Below are 18,472 nucleotides of genomic sequence, written 5' to 3' on the forward strand. Positions count from 1 at the left end.
TTTAACATGACATTTACAACATATGTAAAGACAAGGTGCTTATTTTAAAAGTTTTCGGTATCCCGCAAAATACATGAAATCCAAACCGTTAATCAAACTTTTGTTCTCATTCGCTATTTAGAAGTTTTTCAAAAATAAAATAAAGTAAAGTGTAGATTTTTGATTTACTTAAATAAAAAGAAGGACTTAGATGAACACAGGGTTATTTAAATGTTTTATTGGGAATGCGCCTAAAGAAGAACTTGATAGGATACTTCATATTTCACTATGTAAGGAGGAACCTGAATTGATTGAAGAAGCAAAAGAGCTTTGCTTTAGAGGTGTAGCAAAGTTTCTTCCGTTTAATTCTCGTTCTACTATTGGCTTTGTTAACAACATTTCAATTATTTTGATAGCCTTTTATTTAGTTCCCACAAAGCTGTTTTGTTACTATCCCATTTTAAAAGAGTTACCGCTTCCTCAAAACACACCCATTTATAATCAACGTGTTCTTTAGATAATTTAATATTTTTTGTAGAAACTTTAACGCCAAAAGAAAATTCTTTTATCACATAAACATCTTTTCCCCAAAGAAATTCACCAACTACATCCTCTACGGGTAGTGAAGACACAGAATCGAGTGTTATATATGGACATTCTCTTATAATACCAGCCTCTTCAAACGCTTCCCGTTTTGCTGCTTCAATAGGAGCCTCACCATCTTCCCCACCACCAGCTATTCCTTGCCAATAACCATAATCGCTTCGATGAAAAATAGCATATAGAATGGAATTTTCAGTTTCTATATAAGGAAATATCAATACTTGATACGGTGCTCTCATTGCTTAACCTCTTTTTCTTAAAATTCACCTTAAATAATACTCTCGAACTGACTAAGAATAAGTTCGCCTACATTTACTACAAGTGGATCTTCATTACTTTGTAAGAAATCGGATATTTGTTGCACCAGCTCTTTAATATTATTATTAATTGGCATATTTGGATTCAATAAGAGAATGTTAATAATCGTATCAGCTACTTGATAAAGATCATCTTCATCTTTTGTTTTTTCAATGTGATATTGCATCTTTTTAAAAAACCATTCATTTTCGTTCAAATCAACCATCGGGTAATATTGAATTTTATACAGATTACCTTCATCAAGCACGTCCAATTCAAATATAGCTTCGAGTTCTTCTTTACTTAAATGATCTTCAGAAAGTTCATATTCAGCCGCTGCTGCTTCCTCATCAACAGTATACTCAGCTGTATAAAGCCCCTCAATGAATTCATCAAAGGAATCAGCTAACTTAAAGTCTTCTTCCATCTCAACATCAAAATAATGAATGGCAGGATTCTCTTTCGTTTTTCGATAATCCATCGCTACCCAAGTGTGACCATCCCCGTTAATTAAGACAAGCCCTTCTGGCAGCTCCCACTCTTTTATCAAATAGGCACTATCCATAATTCCTTCATCTTCAGCAATTCCCAGCAGGTGATTAAATTGAATATGATCCTCGGCCCATGAATTAGAGTGAGTGGTTGGAAAAGCATTATGAATGGTATAACCACCATTCTGTTCTAATATGAGCTTTTTATATGTATCTGGCAAAGTGATACCAAGTTTCTTTTCAGCCTTAGCTATTTCTGCTTCGTTGACCTTTTTTAACGTATAGTAACCTTCCTCGTCTATTTCCCAAAATGATTTCAAGATGAATGCCTCCTAGTAAAATATGCACATAAGTATACCATCTTGCTGAGTATATTTAACAATTTAGGCAAAATAAAAGAAGAATATTAGTTACTTAGTCATTCACGTTGTCTATTTTTGTCGAAACGATAGTAAAAAGAAGGTACTTCATGTAAAATTTCCTTTGCACCTAAAAATCAGGAGGATCCAATATGAAGAAATTATCTATATTCATTTTTATTTGTTTAATGATGCTAACAGCCTGCAGTAGCGCAGCATCAAATGAAAAACAGCTCACGACAGCCAATATTATTGAAGCTTTTAAAAGTGCTGGGCTTGAAGCAGAAAAACCATCTGATCTTAAACAAAAAGAGTTTGGAAATATAAGAGAAGAAGGAAAAAGAATTCTTATTCCTTCCTTAGGTGAAAATGCTGGTGGAAGGATTTTTAAATTTGGAAATGAAACTGATTTACAGCAGGCGAAATCCTATTATGATGAGTTAGGCAATGCTGGATCTATGTTCTTCTCTCACACCCATTCAAAAGGGAATTTTCTATTACAAATGAACGGAGAAATGAAAGATTCTGAATTTGAAAAGTATAAGAAAGTAATGGATGAGGAAATAAAATAATTTCATATATTTTTAAAAGAAGGAAGGTCAATAAATGTCATCATTTTGGCTGCTAACAGTTATCCTTACGATCGTTATACTTGTTGTTTCTGTTATCTTTAAAAGAAAGAATGCTCCTTTACAGTATGGAATACCATCGATTCTCATCATCATAAGTATTATCTTATTATTAATAAGTTTTTTCGTAGGAAGTTGGGAAGGTTTAGGATTGGGTGCAATCAGTATATCTTTACTGATTGCATCTGTGATTACTTTAATTATAAATGCCATCTTGAGTTATTCTAGTAGTAAATAACATATAGCCACTTCTGCATAAGAAGTGGCTCTTTCGATTATAAAAATATACTAATTAAAATAAAAAACCCCTGAAGCTAATGGCTCCAAGGGGTTTCTTGATTAATACTGAGACATATACTGATCGCGTTCCCATGGGTGTACTTGGGTGCGGAACATATCCCATTCGATTTCTTTTGATTCGATGAAGTGCTCGAATAAGTGATCGCCTAGTGCGTTGATCATGACTTCGTTTGACTTGAGCAGCTCAAGTGCTTCTGCAAGTGTTGCAGGTAAGTCAGCGATGCCGTTTTCAAGGCGCTCTTCTTTGTCCATGACATAGATGTTTCTGTCGATTGGCGCTGGTGCGTCTAGTTTGTTTTTGATTCCGTCTAGACCTGCTGCAAGTAATACACTTAGTGCAAGGTATGGGTTTGCAGATGGGTCTACACTGCGTACTTCTACACGTGTGCTAATGCCGCGTGATGCTGGAATACGAATCAATGGGCTGCGGTTTTGTGCACTCCATGCTACGTAGCAAGGTGCTTCATAACCAGGTACAAGACGTTTGTAAGAGTTCACCGTTGGGTTTGTGACCGCTGTGAAACTTGTTGCGTGCTTCACAATACCTGCGATAAAGTGTCTAGCCGTCTCGCTTAATTGTAAGTCTGCTTTCTCATCAAAGAATGCGTTTTTACCATTTTTAAATAATGATAGGTTACAGTGCATACCAGATCCGTTTACACCGAACAATGGTTTTGGCATGAATGTCGCATGAAGTCCGTGCTTTCTCGCAATTGTTTTAACAACGAGTTTGAACGTTTGAATGTCATCACAAGAACGGATAGCGCCTGCATATTTGAAGTCAATTTCATGCTGTCCAGGTGCTACTTCGTGGTGAGACGCTTCAATTTCAAAGCCCATTTCTTCAAGCTCAAGCACGATGTCACGGCGGCAGTTTTCACCTAAATCTGTTGGTGCAAGGTCAAAGTATCCACCTTTATCGTTTAGTTCGAGCGTTGGCTCGCCTTTTTCGTCTAATTTAAATAAGAAGAATTCTGGCTCAGGTCCAAGGTTGAAATCACTAAATCCTAGTTCTTCCATTTCCTTTAAGATACGCTTTAAGTTGTTACGAGGGTCTCCATCAAATGGTGTTCCGTCTGGCTTATAAATGTCACAAATAAAGCGTGCCACTTTACCTTTTTCTGCTGTCCAAGGGAAAATAACAAACGTGTTTAGATCTGGATATAGGTACATATCTGATTCTTCGATACGTACAAACCCTTCAATAGATGAACCATCAAACATACATTTGTTATCGAGAGCTTTTTCTAACTGGCTCACAGGAATCTCAACATTTTTAATTGTTCCGAGAATGTCTGTAAATTGCAGACGGATGTACTTTACGTTTTCCTCATTTACTAATTTTACGATATCTTCTCTTGTGTACTTTGCCATTTCGTAAAACTCCTCCCCTACAAAAGGTAAAATGTGTATAGCAATGCTTTTGCTAATTGGTTAACGGAAGAACCTTGACATATCCCCCTGCCTAAAGGTCGTTCCTTGTTGGAAACGTCCAGCCTGAATGAGTTCCTTCTTCAGTAGCTTCCTGAGTTCATCATCTGTCAAGTTGTGCTTCGCTGTGGTTTTCTCTTCTGTCTTTGTTTCAGACGATGGATTTTCTGCCTCAGCTTTGGCAAAAAGTTTTTTGATTCCTGCCATGTTTACACCTTGTTCGATGAGGTTTTTGATTTCTAGTAATTTATCAACATCATGGAAAGAAAATAATCGGCGATTCCCATCACTTCTAGCTGGAAATACTAAACCATTTTCCTCATAATAGCGAATTTGTCTTGCAGATAATTCTGTTAGCTGCATGACAATCCCAATTGGGAATAAAGGCATTGAGCGGCGAATGTTATCACTCATCTCAACTGTCTCCTCCTCTTTGCTTAAATTTATTATATGTCATGTTATATTATGTGTCAACGAAATGTTAGGAATATTAACATGGATTTTTTTATCGAGCAGGCACTTCAATAAAACCTTGCTCTAGTAAGGCATCTACAGCACTGCAAATGGCATTTTTCACATGGGCATACGTGAGACCGCCCTGAACATAGGCTGTGTAAGGCGGTCTAATCGGACCATCAGCTGATAATTCAATGCTGGCTCCTTGGACAAATGTGCCCGCTGCCATAATCACATCGTCCTCGTATCCCGGCATATAGCTTGTATGCGGTGTGACATGACTGTTAATCGGTGATGCATATTGAATCGCCTGACAAAATGCAATCATTTTTTTAGGGTCTCCAAATTCTACAGATTGAATCAAGTCGGTTCTTTTCGCATTCCACGACGGGTTTGTTTGGAACCCGAGTTTTTCAAGAAAACGCGCTGTAAACACGGCACCTTTTAAACTTTGTGCAACAACATGCGGTGCTAAGAAAAATCCTTGATACATTTCCTGAAGCGCATACAGCGATGCACCCGCTTCACTGCCGATGCCTGGAGATGTCATTCGATAAGAGCAAGCTTCTACCCATTTTTCTTTTCCGACGATGTAGCCACCCGTTTTGGCAAGGCCGCCGCCTGGGTTTTTAATAAGCGAACCTGCCATAAGGTCTGCGCCCACATGACACGGCTCTTGTAATTCAGTAAATTCACCATAGCAGTTGTCAACAAACACAATGATGTCCTCATTGATGTCTTTCACAAATGAAATCATTTGTTCAATTTCTTCTATTGTAAAGGATGGTCTTGACGCATAGCCTTTAGAACGCTGAATCCCGATGACTTTTGTTTTTTGGGAAATAGATTCTTTGACTTTGTCGAAATCGACAGATCCATCTTGACGCAAATCAATGGCTTTGTAATCGATCTGAAAATCTTTTAATGAGCCTGTCCCTTCTTTGCCGCGAATCCCGACAATCTCTTCTAGGGTATCGTAGGGTTTCCCCGTCATGTAAATCAATTCATCACCAGGTCTTAGCACACCGAATAAGGCGATGGAAATGGCATGTGTTCCAGAAATGATCTGCGGGCGTACAAGACCGCTTTCCCCTCCAAATACATCCGCATAGATCTTTTCTAACGTGTCTCTTCCCATATCATCGTAGCCATAACCAGTTGTCGGGTTAAAATGAGAGTCGCTGACTTTATGTTTTCGGTAGCTTTCAAGAACCCGCCACTCATTTTGTTCGCTCTTTCGATCAATTTGCTGATGTATTTGTGAAATGTCTTGTTCTGCTTCTGCTGCTATTTTTTCTAAAATGGTGCCATGTTTTAAAGTGTGAAACATCGTGATTTAATTCCTTTCCTACAACATATACTTCTTGATTTGTCCTAATATGGTTTGCTCTTCACCACTAAATCCAGTGATGTCATAAAGCTCTGCTTCCTTTTGGAATTCCAGTGATTCCACCAAGGTTTCTGACTTTAAGGCAGATATGAGTTTTCCTTCATATGCCGGAATTCTTACATGATATGGCTTTAAAAAATCTTTTTTCAGTTCAGCCATGATATCCGCTTTTAACCGCTTCACATCTTCCTCGCGCCTAGCACTGATTAAAATGTGGCGCTGCTTTGAGGAAGGGATAAAATCCGGCCGGATTTGGTCTTTTTTGTTATAGACAGTCAGCATCGGAATACGGTCAGCTTCTAATTCCTCTAAAAGCTTATGAACCGTTCGTTCATGCCCTTCATAATCCTCATTCGAAGAATCGATCACATGAAGCAAATAGTCTGCTTCTTTTACTTCTTCAAGAGTGGAACGAAATGCTGCAATCAGTGTGGTTGGAAGGTCTTGAATAAAACCAACTGTATCGGAAATCAGTACACTGTAGCCAGATTCAAGTGTCATTTTACGCGTCATTGGGTCAAGTGTAGCAAACAGCAAATCTTCTTCATGGCTATCCGCTTCTGTTAACTGGTTAAACAATGTAGATTTCCCGGCATTTGTGTACCCGACAATAGCGATTTGGAATACGCCATTTTTCTTCCGTCGTTCCCGGTATCTCGTGCGATGTTCTTTGACTGCAGACAGTTGTCCGTGAATTTCGTGTATGCGGTTTCGAATATGACGTCTGTCTGTTTCAAGTTTTGTTTCACCTGGACCTCTTGCGCCAATTCCGCCGCCTTGTCTTGAAAGGCTGATCCCTTGTCCACTCAGTCTCGGCAAGGCATACTGAAGCTGGGCAAGCTCTATTTGCAGCTTCCCCTCTCTTGTACGAGCTCTTTTGGCAAAGATGTCTAGAATCAATTGCGTACGGTCAATGATTTTCACATCTAAGGCAGTCGCCAAAGCTTTTAACTGGCTAGGCGAAAGCTCGTCGTTAAAAATAATAACGTCACAGTCTAACTCGTCGCAAAGCACTTCAAGCTCTTCCACTTTCCCTTTCCCGATGTAAGTTACGCTGTCTTGTCTATTTCTTTTTTGCGTCATGATGCTGACAGCTTCACCGCCAGCTGTTTTGGTTAAGGAAGCTAATTCTTCCATAGAATATTGAAAGCGTTCATCCGTTATATGCGGCAGTTGACAGCCGACAAGGATCGCTTTTTCGATCATTTCATGTTCATTCAACGTCAGTTGTTTCCTTTCTGTACTTAAGTTTCAGTAGTACCATCATACCAAACACACCACACGTATACCACCATTCGGAAGGTTTAATTTCTTGTCTCTTTACAAAAAGGATACGCCATTTCAAGAAGGCGTATCCTCTTTCATTTGCAGATCATGGCTTTTAATCGTAAGTAAATCTTTTTTATCATAATGATCCACAAGAAGCAGCCTCATCGCCTGAGTTCGAATCGCTTTTTCAATGGTGTTTCGCACAAAACGGCCGTTGCTGAATTTGGCAGGACTCGTTGTGCTCTTGATGTGCATTAAATAGTCTCGCAGTTTCCATTCTGCCTCTTGGGTAAAGACATATTCCCGATCGGCCATCATTCGTTTTGCAATATCCATCAGCTGATCGACCGTATAATCAGGGAAGTTGATATTGATCGGAAATCTCGATTGCAGACCAGGATTTAGAGAAAGAAAATGATCCATTTCCTTGGAGTATCCAGCTAAGATGAGGATGAATTCATGCTGCTTATCCTCCATATGTTTTACAAGGGTATCAATCGCTTCTTTCCCAAAATCTTTCTCTCCTCCGCGGGCAAGAGAATAGGCTTCATCGATGAACAAAATGCCGCCTAGTGATTTTTTAATCAAATCTCTTGTTTTTTGAGCTGTATGTCCAATGTACTCTCCAACCAGATCTCCTCGTTCTGCTTCAATTAAGTGCCCCTTTGAAAGAACATTCATTTCAAAGAAAAGCTTCCCGACAAGCCGTGCAACCGTTGTTTTCCCTGTGCCGGGATTTCCTTTAAACATCATATGAAGCGCTTGTTTTCCTACCTTTAATCCTTGTTCTTGTCTTTTTTGATTCACAAAAATCCAAGCATAAATTTCTTTTATGTTTCGTTTCATTTCATCCATCCCGACAAGGCTGTTCATTTCTCGTTCTATTTCTCGTAAGATGCTGTGTTTGGCCTCATTTTTTTGCAAGGCCTCTAAGTATTCTGCCTCTGAATCTGCATCAACCAATACTTGCTTCTGTCCATTAAGTATAATGTTGATTTGGCCGTTATTTTTATATGTGACAGCTCGCTCCAACGTATTCACCTCTCGCTCTTCTCTCTTTAATCTATTCGGGTGGAGCTGTAATCGTGACAATCGCCCGCACTAGCATCGGTTTACTGTCAAAATGACCCGAGATACCGGTTATTGTAGGGGATTGTGCGGTTTCCCAGGAAATGATGTGCTATTTCCATTGTATTCATCCATTTCGGGCGGACAAACCAACAATTTGTTTTTTCTTAGAAAAATGGCGCTTTTTCATCACAAATTGTGCAGAAAAGAGTCTCAATGATTTCCGCATTTTGTACAGGCAATTTTTCTATTTCCTCATAAAATAAAGACGAGGTGATGAATAGATGGTGAAAATTTTTATTGATCCTGGCCACGGAGGAACAGATTCTGGAGCTGCTGCTAATGGACTTTTGGAGAAAAATATCACACTGCAAATTGCGCTTTTTCTGAGAGATATGTTGATTAATGAATATGATGGGGTTTCCGTCCGCTTAAGTCGTTCAATTGACCAATCCGTCACGTTATCCCAGCGTACGAATGCGGCAAACAGTTGGGGAGCTGACTATTTCGTGTCTATTCATATTAATGCTGGCGGAGGCACAGGTTTTGAAAGTTATGTGTATCCTGGCGTTTCAGCACCAACCACCACGTATCGCAATGCTCTTCATGATGAGATTGTCCGCTCCGTTGATTTTGCCGACCGTGGCAAGAAAACAGCGAACTTCCACGTTCTTCGGGAAACTTCTATGTCTGCCATTTTAACTGAAAACGGTTTCATCGATACGATAGCTGATGCAAATAAGCTCCGTAACGCTACTTTCCTTCAAGGGATCGCTCGTGCTCATGCCACTGGATTAGAAAAAGCCTTTCAATTGAAAAAAAAAGCAAGTAACCTATATAAAGTGCAAGCAGGGGCTTTCAAGGTCAAAGCCAATGCGGATGAACTAGCAGCTACACTCAGATCCAAAGGATTTGAAGCACTGGTCGTACTAGATAGCGGCATGTACCGAGTCCAAGCTGGCGCTTTCCGTTCAAAGCAAAATGCAGATGACCTCGTCGCTCGATTAAAGCAGGCCGGTCACGACGCATTCGTTTTTCAATAATCTAAAAAACAAACCGGCTCAAGTCATCTCTAGAGCCGGTTTGTTGTCTATCCAATTATGCTAAAATGTTCACGACAAATTGAGACCATGTTTCAAGACGATCGAAGTACTCAGGCTTTTTCAAATCTGTTACTTTCATCCATTTGCCTGAGATTTGATCTGTTTCTTTTACTTCTACATGAGCACCCGGCGATAATTCAAGGGCTGATAACAGTCCGATGTGCACACGGCCGACACTATTGTCATCATCATTAATGAGTCCAAGGGTTTTCATCTCAAGTTTGTCTTCTTCTTGAATCGAAAGTTCCTCGTCCAGTTCACGATCGGTATTTTCTTTTAGAATCTCAGCAAATTTTTTTCCTTCAATGAAATTCATATGACCCCCAAAGCCAAGAGATAACTTATGATGTAAGCGCGTCTCTCCCCCACCTTGAAGTCTTTCATATACATACACTTCGTCCTCACGCTTAATGACAACATATGGAATTGGCTGCTTAAAGTCAGGATTTTCTTCTGCATCGCCTCTTCGCATTTGCTCGAAGTGCTCTTCGATTTCTTTCATAATGGTGCTGATTGTTTTCTCTTCACTATTCACACCATTAAACGCAAGTGTTTCGTTTTGGAACACGCGTGCGCGCGGTGCAACTAAAATCATTTCGTCCATTTTTCCCATGTTCGGTAACCTCCAGTATGTAACACATTGTTAGAAATGGCAAAAAGCCAAAACGAGTGGTGCGTTTTGACTTTTGCGTTTTAATTATGATTCATCTCCAAAGAAGAAGTCGTCATCTTTTAACGGCTCAACTGTTGCCTTTTTGTAGCCGTTCCCTTTCATTGAGAAGAAGTCATGTGACTTTGTTTTTGTATTGAGTCCGTTCAATACAATTGGGTTGATCTCTTCTTCTTCAAAGTAAGGGGCAAATCCAAGGTTCATTAACGCTTTATTGGCATTGTAACGAATGAACTTTTTCACATCATGCGATAAATTGACTTGGTCATAAATATCCTCAGTGTAATGAAGTTCATTTTCATAAAGCTCATTAAGCAGATCGATAGAGAAATCATAAAGCTCTTTTTGCACGTCAGGTGTTTGTTTGTTGTAAATTTCTTGTGCTAACAATCCAACATACACACCGTGAATCGCTTCATCGCGCAAAATCAAGTTAATGATTTCACCACTTTGCATGAGCTTTCCTTGACCGTAGAAATATAGCGGGTAGTAAAAGCCGCTATAGAATAGAAAGCTTTCTAAATACACTGAAGCAACCATTGCTTTAAATAAGGAAATCGGGTCATCCTTTTGAATGGAACGGTACAGACCTACAATCATATCTGCTTTCTTTTGCAAGAATTTATTTTTCTTGACCCATTCAAATACTTCACTAATCGTTTCAGTCGGTGCAAGCGTCATGAAGATATTTGAGTATGATTTTGCATGCACGGCATTTTCCATCATGGCCATAAAGTTTAACACGGCTTTACGCTGATGACCGTCCACATGTTCAGCCACTATCGGCATTCCTGTATTTCCTTGTTCTGTATCAAGTAACGTCAGTCCAGCCAGTACCTTCATGTACGTATCTCGCTCTTTTTCACCTAAATATTTCCATGTTAAGAGATCCCCGTTTAAGGAAATCTCTTCTGGAAGCCAGAATTGCTTGACGTTTTGGTTGTAAAACATTTGTGTAAAATCATCTTCGTGTTTTGACCAGTTGGCTGCATCATAAATTTTTGTCACGTTAAACTCTCCTTTAATCAAACAACACAAGAAAGACAGCCTTCCTGCCCTGTATCCTTCGTTCTTGCATAATAAAGTGTCTTAATGCCTTTATGGTGTGCATAAAGATCGATGCGGTTTAAGTCACGCGTTGTCATCGTATCTTTTAGGAATAATGTAAAGCTAATTCCTTGATCGACGTGCTGCTGAATGGTTGCGATCATATCGACTACTTTAAACATGTCCATATCGTATGCTTCTTTATAGAAGAACCAGTTTTGTGCTGAAAGTCCTGGCATTGGATAATACGTTTTGCTGTTTCCGTATGTTCTTTCTTCGATACGTTCCATAATTGGCATTACAGAAGCTGTTGCCGATTGAACATACGAAATAGAACCTGTTGGCGCAATACATAATCGATAGCTATGGTACATGCCATTTTCCGCTACAAAGTCTTTGAGTGCTGCCCAATCTTCTTTTGTTGGAATGTGCATGCCTTCAAATAGCGCAGCCGCTTTTTCTGTTTTTGGAGTGAAATCATTTTCTACGTATTTATTGAAGTACTCACCTGTTGCATAACCAGAGCCCTCATAACGATGGAATGTTTCCCCTTTTTCTTTTGCAAGCTCACTTGAACGCTTAATGGAGTAATAGTTCACCATCATAAAGAACGTATTAGCGAAATCTCTTGCTTCTTCACTTTCATAAGCGATTTGGTTTTGAGCTAAATACCCGTGAAGGTTCATCGCACCAAGTCCAATTGACTTCATCGCTTTGTTCGCTTTTCTAACAGCTGGTGCATTGCGGATATCTGTTGTTTCAGACACAAGTGTGAGTGAGTCCGTTGCAAGCTTGACTGTTTTTTCAATGGATTTGTTTTTCATCACGTTCATGATATTTAAAGAACCAAGGTTACAAGAAATATCAAGTCCGATCTCATCATCTTGATCATAGTCCGTGTAAGAAGAGACTTCTGAAGCTTGAAGTACTTCTGAGCAAAGGTTTGAGAATTTCACACGTGAAATATGGTTCAGAGCGTGCTCTCTGTTCACATTATCTTGGAACATGATATATGGATAGCCTGATTCTGAGCGCAGAACAGCTAATTTTTCAAGAAGTTTTCTCGGATTGACTTTTTCTTTTTTGACTTTCGGGTTTTCTACAAGCTCGTCATACATTTCTTCCATATCCATCTCATCAAGATGCTGTCCATAAGCTTTATAAACTGTATGAGGATAGAATGTGTAAGCTGTTTTATCTTCTCTAGCAAGCTCGATAAATTTATCTGGGATGACGACACCGATCGAAAGTGTTTTCACACGAACATCTTCATCCGCAGAGATCTTTTTCGTATCTAAGAAATCATTAATATCTCTGTGGAAAATATTCAGGTACGCACTTCCTGAACCTTGTCTTTGTCCCATTTGATCTGCATATCGGAATGCATTATCAAGAAGTTTCATGACGCCTACGACACCTTTGGTCGCATTTTCAACATCTTTGATTGCTTCACCTTTCGCACGAAGCTTTGAAAGGTTCAAGCTGACGCCGCCGCCTAATTTAGACAGCTGCATGGAAATATCAATGGCTCTTGAAATATCATTTAATGAGTCATTCACTTCAAGCAAGAAGCAGCTCACCAGCTCACCACGTCTTTTCCGGCCTGCGTTTAAGAATGTTGGTGTACTTGGCTGATACTCTTGGTTGATCATCAGTTCCACAAACTCAAGTGCTTTCTTTTTGTCTCCACCCGCAAAGAAAAGAGCCACAACTGAAATGCGGTCTTCATAGCGTTCAAGGATTTTCTTTTTGTCATTTGTTTTCAGTGCATAGTCATTGTAAAACTTAAACGCACTCATAAATGATGGGAATCTAAATTTCTTGGCATATGCAGCTTCAAATACTTCTTTAATATCTGACATGCTATATTGTCTTAAAAATTCTTCCTCATAGTAGTCGTTTTCTATTAAGTAATCAATCTTCTCTTCTAGATTATGAAAGAAGACCGTGTTTTGATTAATATAATCTACGAAATAACTATGTACAGCTTCTTTGTCCTTGTCGAACTGAAACTTTCCTTCTTTTTGAATCATAATCTCGTTATTTAATTGTATCCACTTTGGAACCTGATTTTGTGACAATTCTTTCTACCTCCTGTGTAAACAATTCAACATCCCTTTTTGTTCCGCTTAGTTCAAAGGTGTGCAAAATAGGAACTTGATATTGTTTAGAAATCGTATCGGCGCTTTTGGCAAAGTTATCTCCCCACACTTTGTTCCCACTCACCGCTACACCTAGTAAAAGGTGCGCATTTTTCTCTAAAAATGACTGAGTGGTACCAGGGACTTGTCCAAATCCTGTCGTAAAGGTGACGAGAATAAACGGCGTATCCAAAAACTCTTCTCCAGTCAATTTTCGTTTGTCTGTAAAAGGGGTCTTGTCCAAAAAGCGTTGAACATTTCCTGTTTTTGAATCAAATACGATTTGAATCAATTCCATCACGACCTAGTTTTTAGTATTGTTGATCATTCCGCTATTCACTATATATAGTATACTATGTTTTTTCAAAACACAACATATAGATGCTCGAAACGAAAAAAATCAACCAACCCGGCCGAACATTCATAGCCGAACTCGTACGTTCAAATAAATAGAGCAGAGCAGGTTCTAAAAATAGACTGCCCTACTCCCTATTCAACTGAAACCGAAATCTATCATAACACGAAAAAAAATCGCTTAGTAGACTAGACTTTTTGTTTTATTTTTTGTAGGCATCGCACTGTAAATCTTCTGACACTTCTGTTATTTCCACTTCAACACCTAATTCTTTCAGCACCGCTTCAAGCGCAGAGACGATCGAGGCTTCTCTTACTAACTCTTTCCCGTTTACAGAAACGCTTGTTCCATATTCGAAACAGGAGTCATCTTCACAAGTTTGTTCCCAATGATTAATTTTAATTTTGTGTGTCATGAACTCATCCTTTTCTGTCTAGATGTCTGATGCATGTTTATAGTGTAGCGACTTCACATTCATTTGTAAATTTACGTGCTTACTCTTCATCAAAGTCTTCACTATCACCATCATCTTCATCCCATTCATCTATGTACTTTGTCGTAATGAGCGTCAGCTCTCCTTCTTTTTCATCAAACCGGTATACATGTACTTCATCATCTTTCACAACAGCAATGTGATTATTTTTTAGCGCAACAGATGATGGTAAAAGACCATCAACATGGCTCCCATCATGCTCACTAGAATGGTTATGCCAACTTTCTTGTCTCGTTTCGATGTTCGAGATGGCACATGATCCAAATAAGACAACGATTCCAATCAAAAGAAGGATCACTCTAATCCTTCTTAATTCAAGCTCTGCATTTTCCATATAAATCCCCTCACCCTTTTAAATGTCCAATAAGGATTTATACGCAACTTGGACAGAAAAGTTTCATGGCATGCAAAATAGCCCCTCTGCACTGACAAAAAACGTAGCGGGTTTCGGCCGGTTTATTCGCAGCTGCATGGGGCTATTGGTGAAAACGGGTGTTTATTCTAATTCAAGATTTACATTTTTTTGAGGTGCAAATGTTGAAATCGCATGTTTATAAATAAGCTGCTGCTTCCCTTCTGTCTCAAGCAGCACCGTGAAATTGTCAAATCCCTTTACTTGACCGCGAAGCTGAAAGCCATTCAGTAAAAATACTGTGACAAATGTATTGTCTTTGCGGATCTGATTCAAAAATTGGTCCTGAATATTAATCGGTTTCATGTTTCGTCCTCCTTGATTCTGATAACTACAGTTTCGCTTTAAGTCCAAGCTTTCCTGCTATATATGCGAAAATTTCCTCTTTTTTGTCCGAAAAGTGGCAAGGTGGTGTCATATCAAACCAGGTGACATCCATTTTATTACGGAACCACGTAAACTGACGCTTCGCATATCTTCGGGAATTTTGTTTTAATTGCTGGATGGCTTCATCAAGTGAGCAGTTGCCTTGAAAATAGGCATACAACTCTTTATAACCAATCGCTTGAACAGACTGACAATCTTTCAAACCAGATTGATAAAGTGCGCTCACTTCTTCAATTAAGCCTTCATCTAACATCATATCAATTCTTTGATGAATGCGCTCGTACAAAAGCTCTCGGTCCATTTTCAGCCCAATGAAGGCAGTGTCATACAGAGGAACTTCTTGATGCCCGTTTTGCATATCAGACATTTTCTGACCTGTTGTAAGGATGATTTCAAGCGCCCTGATCACGCGGCGGACGTTATTCGGATGAATCGCTTTTGCAGCGTCAGGATCGGCTTCTTTTAGCTTTTCATACAGCTTGATCGGTCCATGCTGCTGCTTAAACAGCGTCATCTCTTCTCTAAAAGCAGGATCACTTTTCTCATCAGTAAACGTGTAATCATATAAAACAGACTGAATATATAGCCCAGTTCCACCAACAATCATGGGCGTTTTCCCTCTCGCAGCAATCTCTTTGATTTTTAAGCGGACAAGCTGCTGAAATTCAGCTGTAGAAAACGATTCATCCGGTTGTTTAATATCGATTAAATGGTGCGGAACGCCATTCATTTCTTCAGGGGTGATTTTCGCTGTGCCAATATCCATCCCTTTATAGATCTGCATGGAATCCCCGCTGATAATTTCTCCATTAAATGCTTTCGCTATATCAATGCTCAGCTTTGTTTTTCCGACAGCCGTCGGACCTACTAATACAATCACTGGTTGTTTTTTCATAACATCACTCTCTTTTACAAACTGCCTACAGTATAGCATAACTTCTCTTTCTCTCCTATATCCTCCCGTCACCAGCCAAGTGGTTCATTCCCGACCACTTCATATGTCTTTCCTTTTAAACGGTGCTTATGCGTTGGCCTTTCTTCATCTGGACTGTAAACGACTCCCCCGTATGGAATCGGGACAGAATCGGTATAGGCAGAAAACGTGACTTCCTCAATTTCATGATAGTGCGTCCCGTCCACTCTTGGGATAGCAGGTCCAGTGACGCCATAATATCTATGGAAATGCCCTCTTTCAAATGACGTGATCCCCCGGTAATAATGAGTATGTCTGTCGGTACTGCTTCCATTCACAGGCTGAGAAATACCTTCTATTAAATGATAATGTTCTTCGGTTACATCCGTTCGCGCTTTATAAGCATGTGCATGAGGTGGACATTTAGCCCAATCAGACGGATACAGGCCCATTTTTTACATTCCTCCTTATTTTAGGCATTCACCCAAACACAAGTGGGCCACTCGAATACACTGATGTCAGTTACAGTGATTTTATGTGAAAGGAGTCTTTTTTTATGAATTATTTTGACGCACCGTTTGTTCAAGATGAGATGAGAAGACCTTTTGGATTTGGACGCCCTGGATTTGGTTTTGGAAGACCTGGGTTTGGTTTTGGGCGCCCTGGTTTTGGCTATGGGAGACCTGGATTTTTTGGACCGCCATTTTTAGGTGGTTTTGCTGGAGGGCTTTTAGCTGGGTCGCTTCTTGCTCCAGGATATGGCTATGGTTATCCTTATCCGCCGCCATACCCGCCATATGGACCATACCCTTATTATTAAATATGACGATTTAGTGAAAACATCCTCTTATAAAATGAATCGATTGACACATTTGTTTTTCATAGGTTAACATTTACTTTACCGACCGTTCAGTAAAGTAGGTGTTTTTTTTATGTCTAAAACGAAAAAAGAACAAATTTTTGAGGCAGCAGCTCACACCATTCTAAAAGAAGGATTGAGTCAGCTCACCCTTCAGCAGGTGGCAGAACATGCAAATATGACCAAAGCTGGGCTACTGTATCATTTTTCAAGCAAAGAAGACCTGATCCAGCAAATGAATGAGCATGCGGTTGCCTCTTTTCGTCAGCAGCTTGACACGTATCAGGAAACATACAAAAACGAAAAGGCGCCCTATGTACGTGCCTATATATTGGCCACATTAAATGATCTTGATAGACAAAACACCACACAGCTATGTACAAGTATGCTGGCAACCATGTCATTTGATGAAGCGTTATTAAATCCTTGGCGTCATTTTTATGCGGAATTTAAAGAAAAAGCAGCCGAGGAAATCAATGACCCTGCACTTAGCCAATTGATCCGTCTTGCCTGTGATGGCATATGGTTTTCAGAAATGTTTCAGCTTGAACCATTGAATCGAGAGGAAAAAACCCTTTTACTTCATCGGATTTTACACATTTTAGAGGAGGGATGATGATGATCCTCGGATATCTTTTTTTGGCTATCGCCATTTTTTCAGAAGCGATTGGGGCAGCGATGCTGAAACTATCAAATGGTTTCACACGCTTTAAACCTAGCGCTGTCGTTGTCGCTGGCTATACACTTGCTTTTTACATGCTGTCATTGACCCTAAATATCATTCCACTTAGCATGTCTTACGCCACATGGTCTGGGGTAGGTACCGTCCTCACGGCTTTTTTTGGCGTGCTCTTTTTCAAAGAAACCTTGAACCGTCAAGCACTTATTGGAATGGCAATGCTTGTTTCAGGGGTCGTACTATTAAATATGTCTTAAAGGATGTGAAGTGATATGAAAGGGATGCTTTATTTAACAGGAGCCATTTTGACAGAGGTTTTTGGCAGTACGATGCTGAAGCTTTCACAAGGTTTTACACAGGTGCTGCCGAGTATGGGGGTCCTGATCGGATTTGGATGCGCCTTTACCTTTCTCAGTTTGGCAATCAAAACAATTGAGCTGTCATCTGCATATGCCACTTGGTCTGGGGTCGGTACAGCACTTACTGCTCTAGTGGGCCTCGTGCTATTTAACGAAACCATTCATATGAAAGGATTCATTGGTCTTGCACTTGTCATATGCGGCGTCATTGTCTTAAATCAATCCAAAAAACAAAAGAAAGAACCATTCGATCAAACCGAATGGACGTCATAAAAAAAGTCATTTTCTCCATTAATCAAGAGAAAATGACTTTTTTATCTTAATAACCAGCTTTGATGGTTTCTTCTAAGGAAATATGGACATTCCCTTGCACAGCTCTAGAGATCATACATGAGCTTTCAGCTTTATGTGCAAGCTTACGAGCTCGTTCTATGTCCTGTGCAGTAGCAGACTCTTTGAGAATGATGACAGGACGGTGAATGATTTTCTCATATGTAAACACACCGTTTGTCACATCGACAACTGCCTCAGAGCTCATCGATAGATCCTCTTTCTCTAATTGACTCCGCTCCATCATGGCTGCAAGTGTAATGATATAACATGTGGCCGCTGCACCTAGGAGCATCTCATCTGGATTTGTTCCAATACCCGGTCCATCCATTTCTTTTGGAATGGAAATCTCCGTCTTTAACTGTGCACATTCGATTGTCCCCACATCGTTACGCAGACCAGGCCAGCTTGCCTGAAGATGAAAATGATGACGCGCCATATCTGTCTCTCCT

At 39.8% G+C, this 18,472-nt stretch carries 24 protein-coding genes; 7 read left to right on the plus strand and 17 right to left on the minus strand.

Annotated elements, in window-relative coordinates:
- Positions 1 to 383 precede the first annotated feature (383 nt).
- Together N521_RS14845 and N521_RS14850 are read right to left on the minus strand one after the other, a co-directional pair.
- A complete protein-coding gene (locus tag N521_RS14845) occupies positions 384 to 821 on the minus strand; it encodes an NUDIX hydrolase (protein WP_017359023.1) in 438 nt (145 codons plus the stop codon).
- A gap of 29 nt (positions 822 to 850) precedes the next feature.
- Entirely contained in the window at positions 851 to 1,690 is an 840-nt protein-coding gene (locus tag N521_RS14850; protein WP_017359024.1) for an SMI1/KNR4 family protein, read from the minus strand.
- A gap of 191 nt (positions 1,691 to 1,881) precedes the next feature.
- Here N521_RS14850 and N521_RS14855 point away from each other — a divergent pair, with 191 nt between their 5' ends.
- Together N521_RS14855 and N521_RS19395 are read left to right on the plus strand one after the other, a co-directional pair.
- Positions 1,882 to 2,301: a hypothetical protein gene (locus tag N521_RS14855; protein ID WP_008343966.1), complete on the plus strand. Its 420-nt coding sequence runs from the start codon at positions 1,882 to 1,884 to the stop codon at positions 2,299 to 2,301.
- A 34-nt stretch (positions 2,302 to 2,335) separates the two neighbouring features.
- Positions 2,336 to 2,596, plus strand: a complete 261-nt coding sequence (locus N521_RS19395) for a YesK family protein (RefSeq protein WP_076821685.1) — start codon at positions 2,336 to 2,338, stop codon at positions 2,594 to 2,596.
- A gap of 101 nt (positions 2,597 to 2,697) precedes the next feature.
- On the opposite strand, the gene glnA is transcribed toward N521_RS19395, so the two are convergent.
- The 5 genes from glnA to spoVK all read right to left on the minus strand — a co-directional run bounded on the left by glnA (position 2,698) and on the right by spoVK (position 8,236).
- The gene (glnA, locus tag N521_RS14865; protein WP_007499421.1) at positions 2,698 to 4,032 is read right to left on the minus strand and encodes a type I glutamate--ammonia ligase; all 1,335 of its coding nucleotides are present in this window, start codon (positions 4,030 to 4,032) and stop codon (positions 2,698 to 2,700) included.
- 60 nt (positions 4,033 to 4,092) lie between these two features.
- On the minus strand, positions 4,093 to 4,503 hold the full coding sequence (locus N521_RS14870; RefSeq protein ID WP_007499423.1) for a MerR family transcriptional regulator: 411 nt from the start codon (positions 4,501 to 4,503) through the stop codon (positions 4,093 to 4,095).
- A 91-nt stretch (positions 4,504 to 4,594) separates the two neighbouring features.
- Entirely contained in the window at positions 4,595 to 5,875 is a 1,281-nt protein-coding gene (locus N521_RS14875; protein WP_035391978.1) for a methionine gamma-lyase family protein, read from the minus strand.
- Between the two features lie 18 nt (positions 5,876 to 5,893).
- A complete protein-coding gene (hflX, locus tag N521_RS14880) occupies positions 5,894 to 7,156 on the minus strand; it encodes a GTPase HflX (RefSeq protein WP_035391981.1) in 1,263 nt (420 codons plus the stop codon).
- A 120-nt stretch (positions 7,157 to 7,276) separates the two neighbouring features.
- Entirely contained in the window at positions 7,277 to 8,236 is a 960-nt protein-coding gene (gene spoVK, locus N521_RS14885) for a stage V sporulation protein K (RefSeq protein WP_008344008.1), read from the minus strand.
- Between the two features lie 320 nt (positions 8,237 to 8,556).
- Between spoVK and N521_RS14890 the strand changes: the two genes are divergently transcribed.
- Positions 8,557 to 9,315 carry an N-acetylmuramoyl-L-alanine amidase gene (locus N521_RS14890; protein WP_035391984.1) on the plus strand — a complete coding sequence of 253 codons (759 nt, stop codon included), beginning with the start codon at positions 8,557 to 8,559 and terminating at the stop codon, positions 9,313 to 9,315.
- A 55-nt stretch (positions 9,316 to 9,370) separates the two neighbouring features.
- Here the strand turns inward: N521_RS14890 and N521_RS14895 are convergent, their stop codons facing one another.
- From N521_RS14895 to N521_RS14935, 9 genes are all read right to left on the minus strand, one after another.
- Positions 9,371 to 9,988: a hypothetical protein gene (locus tag N521_RS14895; RefSeq protein WP_007499431.1), complete on the minus strand. Its 618-nt coding sequence runs from the start codon at positions 9,986 to 9,988 to the stop codon at positions 9,371 to 9,373.
- A gap of 84 nt (positions 9,989 to 10,072) precedes the next feature.
- Positions 10,073 to 11,053 carry a class 1b ribonucleoside-diphosphate reductase subunit beta gene (gene nrdF, locus N521_RS14900; protein WP_034324190.1) on the minus strand — a complete coding sequence of 327 codons (981 nt, stop codon included), beginning with the start codon at positions 11,051 to 11,053 and terminating at the stop codon, positions 10,073 to 10,075.
- A gap of 17 nt (positions 11,054 to 11,070) precedes the next feature.
- Positions 11,071 to 13,173 (minus strand): class 1b ribonucleoside-diphosphate reductase subunit alpha, encoded by a 2,103-nt coding sequence (gene nrdE / locus N521_RS14905; protein ID WP_017359033.1) that lies wholly within the window; start codon positions 13,171 to 13,173, stop codon positions 11,071 to 11,073.
- Positions 13,133 to 13,525, minus strand: coding sequence for a class Ib ribonucleoside-diphosphate reductase assembly flavoprotein NrdI (nrdI, locus tag N521_RS14910; RefSeq protein ID WP_017359034.1), 393 nt, complete (start codon positions 13,523 to 13,525; stop codon positions 13,133 to 13,135). Before nrdI ends, nrdE begins: the two co-directional genes overlap by 41 nt.
- A 265-nt stretch (positions 13,526 to 13,790) precedes the next feature.
- Positions 13,791 to 14,003, minus strand: coding sequence for a hypothetical protein (locus N521_RS14915; protein ID WP_003212415.1), 213 nt, complete (start codon positions 14,001 to 14,003; stop codon positions 13,791 to 13,793).
- A gap of 79 nt (positions 14,004 to 14,082) precedes the next feature.
- Positions 14,083 to 14,415, minus strand: coding sequence for a YmzC family protein (locus N521_RS14920; protein WP_035391989.1), 333 nt, complete (start codon positions 14,413 to 14,415; stop codon positions 14,083 to 14,085).
- A gap of 162 nt (positions 14,416 to 14,577) precedes the next feature.
- On the minus strand, positions 14,578 to 14,799 hold the full coding sequence (hfq, locus tag N521_RS14925) for an RNA chaperone Hfq (protein ID WP_003211269.1): 222 nt from the start codon (positions 14,797 to 14,799) through the stop codon (positions 14,578 to 14,580).
- A gap of 25 nt (positions 14,800 to 14,824) precedes the next feature.
- On the minus strand, positions 14,825 to 15,775 hold the full coding sequence (gene miaA, locus N521_RS14930; protein ID WP_035391992.1) for a tRNA (adenosine(37)-N6)-dimethylallyltransferase MiaA: 951 nt from the start codon (positions 15,773 to 15,775) through the stop codon (positions 14,825 to 14,827).
- Between the two features lie 68 nt (positions 15,776 to 15,843).
- A complete protein-coding gene (locus N521_RS14935; protein WP_007499437.1) occupies positions 15,844 to 16,245 on the minus strand; it encodes a YmaF family protein in 402 nt (133 codons plus the stop codon).
- A gap of 104 nt (positions 16,246 to 16,349) precedes the next feature.
- Here N521_RS14935 and N521_RS14940 point away from each other — a divergent pair, with 104 nt between their 5' ends.
- The 4 genes from N521_RS14940 to erbB all read left to right on the plus strand — a co-directional run bounded on the left by N521_RS14940 (position 16,350) and on the right by erbB (position 17,963).
- Positions 16,350 to 16,613 carry a hypothetical protein gene (locus N521_RS14940; protein ID WP_017359036.1) on the plus strand — a complete coding sequence of 88 codons (264 nt, stop codon included), beginning with the start codon at positions 16,350 to 16,352 and terminating at the stop codon, positions 16,611 to 16,613.
- Positions 16,614 to 16,725: 112 nt separating this feature from the next.
- The gene (locus N521_RS14945; RefSeq protein ID WP_008344015.1) at positions 16,726 to 17,268 is read left to right on the plus strand and encodes a TetR/AcrR family transcriptional regulator; all 543 of its coding nucleotides are present in this window, start codon (positions 16,726 to 16,728) and stop codon (positions 17,266 to 17,268) included.
- 2 nt (positions 17,269 to 17,270) lie between these two features.
- Positions 17,271 to 17,588 carry an SMR family multidrug efflux transporter EbrA gene (gene erbA, locus N521_RS14950; protein WP_017367286.1) on the plus strand — a complete coding sequence of 106 codons (318 nt, stop codon included), beginning with the start codon at positions 17,271 to 17,273 and terminating at the stop codon, positions 17,586 to 17,588.
- 15 nt (positions 17,589 to 17,603) lie between these two features.
- Entirely contained in the window at positions 17,604 to 17,963 is a 360-nt protein-coding gene (erbB, locus tag N521_RS14955; RefSeq protein ID WP_035391995.1) for an SMR family multidrug efflux transporter EbrB, read from the plus strand.
- Between the two features lie 46 nt (positions 17,964 to 18,009).
- Here erbB and N521_RS14960 read toward each other — a convergent pair whose 3' ends face one another.
- Positions 18,010 to 18,459 (minus strand): OsmC family protein, encoded by a 450-nt coding sequence (locus tag N521_RS14960; protein WP_017359038.1) that lies wholly within the window; start codon positions 18,457 to 18,459, stop codon positions 18,010 to 18,012.
- Positions 18,460 to 18,472 lie beyond the last annotated feature (13 nt).

Source organism: Bacillus sp. UNC125MFCrub1.1 (genome assembly GCF_000701305.1).
Classification (GTDB): Bacteria; Bacillota; Bacilli; order Bacillales; family Bacillaceae; genus Bacillus; species Bacillus altitudinis.

Bases quoted from the DNA above. Each gene is read 5' to 3' on its own strand.
- N521_RS14845 (WP_017359023.1), bottom strand. From the start codon at position 821: ATGAGAGCACCGTATCAAGTATTGATATTTCCTTATATAGAAACTGAA.
- N521_RS14920 (WP_035391989.1), bottom strand. From the start codon at position 14,415: ATGGAAAATGCAGAGCTTGAATTAAGAAGGATTAGAGTGATCCTTCTT.
- N521_RS14855 (WP_008343966.1), top strand. From the start codon at position 1,882: ATGAAGAAATTATCTATATTCATTTTTATTTGTTTAATGATGCTAACA.
- N521_RS14875 (WP_035391978.1), bottom strand. From the start codon at position 5,875: ATGTTTCACACTTTAAAACATGGCACCATTTTAGAAAAAATAGCAGCA.
- N521_RS14960 (WP_017359038.1), bottom strand. From the start codon at position 18,459: ATGGCGCGTCATCATTTTCATCTTCAGGCAAGCTGGCCTGGTCTGCGT.
- miaA (WP_035391992.1), bottom strand. From the start codon at position 15,775: ATGAAAAAACAACCAGTGATTGTATTAGTAGGTCCGACGGCTGTCGGA.
- N521_RS14915 (WP_003212415.1), bottom strand. From the start codon at position 14,003: ATGACACACAAAATTAAAATTAATCATTGGGAACAAACTTGTGAAGAT.
- N521_RS14935 (WP_007499437.1), bottom strand. From the start codon at position 16,245: ATGGGCCTGTATCCGTCTGATTGGGCTAAATGTCCACCTCATGCACAT.
- N521_RS19395 (WP_076821685.1), top strand. From the start codon at position 2,336: ATGTCATCATTTTGGCTGCTAACAGTTATCCTTACGATCGTTATACTT.
- N521_RS14895 (WP_007499431.1), bottom strand. From the start codon at position 9,988: ATGGGAAAAATGGACGAAATGATTTTAGTTGCACCGCGCGCACGCGTG.
- glnA (WP_007499421.1), bottom strand. From the start codon at position 4,032: ATGGCAAAGTACACAAGAGAAGATATCGTAAAATTAGTAAATGAGGAA.
- N521_RS14945 (WP_008344015.1), top strand. From the start codon at position 16,726: ATGTCTAAAACGAAAAAAGAACAAATTTTTGAGGCAGCAGCTCACACC.
- hfq (WP_003211269.1), bottom strand. From the start codon at position 14,799: ATGAAACCGATTAATATTCAGGACCAATTTTTGAATCAGATCCGCAAA.
- N521_RS14940 (WP_017359036.1), top strand. From the start codon at position 16,350: ATGAATTATTTTGACGCACCGTTTGTTCAAGATGAGATGAGAAGACCT.
- N521_RS14870 (WP_007499423.1), bottom strand. From the start codon at position 4,503: ATGAGTGATAACATTCGCCGCTCAATGCCTTTATTCCCAATTGGGATT.
- erbA (WP_017367286.1), top strand. From the start codon at position 17,271: ATGATCCTCGGATATCTTTTTTTGGCTATCGCCATTTTTTCAGAAGCG.
- erbB (WP_035391995.1), top strand. From the start codon at position 17,604: ATGAAAGGGATGCTTTATTTAACAGGAGCCATTTTGACAGAGGTTTTT.
- N521_RS14890 (WP_035391984.1), top strand. From the start codon at position 8,557: ATGGTGAAAATTTTTATTGATCCTGGCCACGGAGGAACAGATTCTGGA.